The sequence below is a fragment of the Bernardetia sp. genome, from assembly GCF_020630935.1.
GTDB lineage: Bacteria > Bacteroidota > Bacteroidia > Cytophagales > Bernardetiaceae > Bernardetia.
Genome location: NZ_JAHDIG010000138.1, coordinates 1 through 3,929, shown reverse-complemented (window position 1 = coordinate 3,929; position 3,929 = coordinate 1). Strand labels below are relative to the sequence as shown.

Below are 3,929 nucleotides of genomic sequence, written 5' to 3'. Positions count from 1 at the left end.
AAGCTAATTTAAAAATGTTGATGGATGAAGTTTTTGGAGAAGAAAACTTTGTTGATACTATAATTTGGAAAAAAAGATATGGTGGTGGAGCAAAAGAAAAATACTTAGTTAGTTTGCATGAATATGTTTTGGTTTATTGTAAGAATGTAAGTGTTTTAGAACCAATATTTGTTGATAGCTCTGAAGAATCAATAAAAAGATATTATAAGTTAAAAGATGAGAATTTTGATAAAAGAGGTGGATACAGAACTCACCCCTTAGAAGCAACAAAAAGTATGGGAGATAGACCAAATTTAGTATTTCCAATACCAACACCTGATGGAAAAGAAGTTATGCCAAAAAGGCAATGGCTTTGGAGCAAAAAACGCGTAGAAGATGCCCTTGAAAAAGGGGAATTAGCATTTTTAAAAGATAAAAATGGTGGGATTGCAGTACACACTAAACAATATTTAAAAGATGAAGATGGAAATATAAGAAGAAGCAAGGCTTTTTCTTTGATTGATGATGTTTTTACACAACATGGAACTAATGAAATAATTGATTTATTTGGAAAAGCACAAGTATTCTCATTTCCAAAACCTACAATGTTCGTAAGAAGATTAATAGAAGTCGGTACAGAGAAAGATGAAGAACAAATTATTTTAGATTTTTTTAGTGGAAGCGGAAGTTTATCTCATGCAGTCCTTTCACAGAATGAAAAAGATGGAGGAAAGAGGAAATTTATATGCGTACAGCTTCCTGAAAAACTAGAAGAAAAAAGCGAAGCATATAAAGAAGGTTTTACCACAATATCAGAGATTGCAGAAACTAGAATAAAAAAAGTCATTGAAAAAATAAAAGCAGAGCGTGACGGAAAAATAGAATTTGAATCGCCATAAGTTTTAGGTTTTCGTAAATACAAACTAGCTAGTTCTAATTTCAAGCTATGGCGTGGTGATATGGTGGATAATGAAGAAGATTTGAAAAACCAAATCCAGTTATTTGTTCAACCTGAAAAAGGAAGTTCTTTAACAGAGAATATTCTTTGGGAGTTGCTTATCAAAAATGGTATTAAGCTAACTGAAAACGTTGTCAAAATAGAACTACAAGAAGGAGTTAATGTTTATCATACTTCCGATAAGAGGTATGCTTTTATTCTTGATGCTTATAGTAAAGAGGCTCAAGATACGGTCTTGAAATTAAAGCCTAAAACGGTCATTTGCCTAGACAGCCTTTTCAAAGGTGAGGATAAGAAAAAGACTAACGCACAACTCAAGTTTGAAGATAATGGAATAACCTTTAAGACTGTATAGCTATGAAAAAAATTGTATTTGAAAAGAACCAACAATATCAATTAGATGCTATCCAGTCGGTGATAGATATTTTTGAAGGGCAAGACCTCAACAATTCTGATTTTGAGTTTTCTTTATCAGATGATAGAGCAGGGAGTTTAAAACTAACTGAAAGAGGTACTGCTAATAATCTTACTATTAGTGAGGAACAACTTTTGGAGAATATTAAAAAGGTTCAAGAAGCTAATGAACTAGAGCAGTCAGAAGCACTAGAAAAGTTATACTATAATGACCCTCCAATAGACAATTCGCCAATTACAGAAGATAGCATTTGGACGGACTACCCAAATATTTCTATCGAAATGGAAACTGGTACTGGTAAAACGTATGTCTATCTTCGTACCATCTATGAACTTAATAAAACCTATGGATTCAAGAAATTTATTATCGTTGTTCCGTCCGTTCCTATTCGTGAGGGTACAGTCAAAAACTTGGAAATAACACATGACCATTTGCAAGAACTGTATGATAATGTTCCTGTCAATTTTGATGTATATGATTCTAAAAAGACCAACGCTAAATTAACCAAGATTAGCAATTTTGCTCGTAGCAATTCCATTGAAATAATGGTTATTAATATTAGCAGTTTTGCTACTGATACAAACATTATCAACCAAATAAGGGAAAGAGGTATTAAACCAATTGAGGACTTGCAGGGAACTAAACCAATAGTGATTCTTGATGAACCTCAAAACATGAAGACCGACACCCGTAAAAAAGCTATTACAAACCTTAATCCGCTTCTTGTCATTCGTTATTCGGCAACTCATGTCAATTCCTATAATCTTATCTATCAACTTGACCCTGTGAAAGCATACGACTTAGGGCTTGTCAAACAGATAGAGGTAGATTCTGTCATAGCTCAAAATGATGGTAGCGGAGCTTTTGTAAGTTTAGATTCTTTCAAATTAGCAAAAAAATCAACAAAGGCAAAAATCACCATCCTAAAGAACGAAAAAAACGGAGTCACCAAGAAATCTGTTACGGCTGGTACGGGTAGTGACCTTTTCCAATTATCAAATGGAGTAGAGGCATATAGGGATGGTTACGTTATCAACTTCATTGATTCAGATGAAGAACTGATAGAAATTTCAAGTGGAAACACCCTATATAAAGGACAGCCTCAAGGTGGTATGACTGATGAAATTCAGAAGGATATGATAAGAGCCACCATAGAGAACCACTTGAAAAAAGAACGGGAATTAAGCCAAAAAGGAATAAAGGTACTTTCCATTTTCTTTATTGATAAGGTAGCTAATTACCGTTCTTATGACCCATCAGGAAATGAAGTAGCTGGAAAGTTTGCTTTATGGTTTAAAGAGCTATTTGAAAAAGCTATCCAAAACCCAAAATACAAAGACCTATACCCATACGAAACTAAGGATTTACATGACGGTTACTTTTCACAAGATAAAAACAAGAGGTTCAAAGATAGTAGAGAAGGAAAATCAACCATAGCAGATAATGAAACTTATCAACTAATAATGAAGGACAAAGAAAAACTACTGGATATAAACACTCCATTGCGTTTTATCTTTAGTCATTCGGCACTTAGAGAAGGTTGGGATAATCCTAATGTTTTCCAAATATGCACTTTGAATGAAACACAATCTACTTTGAAGAAACGCCAAGAAATAGGTCGTGGACTTCGTTTGTGTGTTACTCAAGAAGGGGTAAGAAATAGAGAAAGAGCAGTCAATCGTTTAACCATCGTAGCCAATGAAAGTTATGAGGTTTTTGCAAGGTCGCTACAAAATGAGATTCAAGAAGAATGTGGCGTTAGTTTCAAAGGTAGAATCAAAAATGCTCGTGACCGCACCAAAGTAGAACTCAAAAAAGGATGGGAGCTTGACCAAAACTTCTTAGACCTTTGGAATAGAATCAAGCACAAGACAGAATACAACGTTGATTATGATACTGCTGAACTGATAGAAAAAGCAGTCGAAGGAATAAAGAACATGGAACACATACCAAAACCATCTATCCAAAGAATTAAAAACGAAGTCACCTTTGTAAAAGATGATGGTGGGAACTTGGTAGAAGTTGGAGGTTATGTAAAGAGTTCCAAAGATAGAAGCGTAGATACTTCTAATTTTGATATACCTGATTTTATCGCTTACATACAATCAAAAACAGAACTAACAAGAGATACTATTTCAAAAATCGTACTTCAATCAGGACGTATTGGAGAGGTGTTTAACAATCCTCAATTATTCATGGATGCCGTAGTAAAGGCTATCAAGATTGAATTTGATAGACTCAAAATTTCAGGTATCAAGTATGAAAGAATTGCAGACCAATTTTACGAAATGCAATTATTTGAAAGTACAGAAATAGAATCTTATGTTGAAAATCTGATAGCCGTAAAAAACCAAGATAAGACCTTATATAATTATGTTCTAATTGATTCACTTTCTACCCCTGAAAGAAAATTTGCAGAGGAATGTGAGACTAGAGACGATGTACTTTTCTATATCAAACTTCCATCTTGGTTTACCATCAAAACGCCTATCGGTGGCTATAACCCTGATTGGGCTTTGATAAAACCAATAGTCCGTGCAATTTTAGATTAAAATTAAGAGAAAATAAAAAAAGGTC

Annotated in this window: 3 protein-coding genes; all 3 read left to right on the top strand. The window is 33.9% G+C overall.

The genetic code is table 11. The features are described from left to right. Window positions 1-878 (top strand): site-specific DNA-methyltransferase (locus tag QZ659_RS20270; RefSeq protein ID WP_291728885.1); only part of this gene is annotated, 878 nt, incomplete at its 5' end. 60 nt (window positions 879-938) lie between these two features. Continuing rightward, window positions 939-1,292, top strand: coding sequence for a hypothetical protein (locus tag QZ659_RS20265; RefSeq protein WP_291728883.1), 354 nt, complete (start codon window positions 939-941; stop codon window positions 1,290-1,292). 2 nt (window positions 1,293-1,294) lie between these two features. Continuing rightward, on the top strand, window positions 1,295-3,904 hold the full coding sequence (locus tag QZ659_RS20260; RefSeq protein WP_291728881.1) for a DEAD/DEAH box helicase family protein: 2,610 nt from the start codon (window positions 1,295-1,297) through the stop codon (window positions 3,902-3,904). Window positions 3,905-3,929 lie beyond the last annotated feature (25 nt).

Coding starts and splice junctions, on each gene's coding strand:
- QZ659_RS20265 (WP_291728883.1), top strand. CDS start 939: ATGGTGGATAATGAAGAAGATTTGAAAAACCAAATCCAGTTATTTGTT.
- QZ659_RS20260 (WP_291728881.1), top strand. CDS start 1,295: ATGAAAAAAATTGTATTTGAAAAGAACCAACAATATCAATTAGATGCT.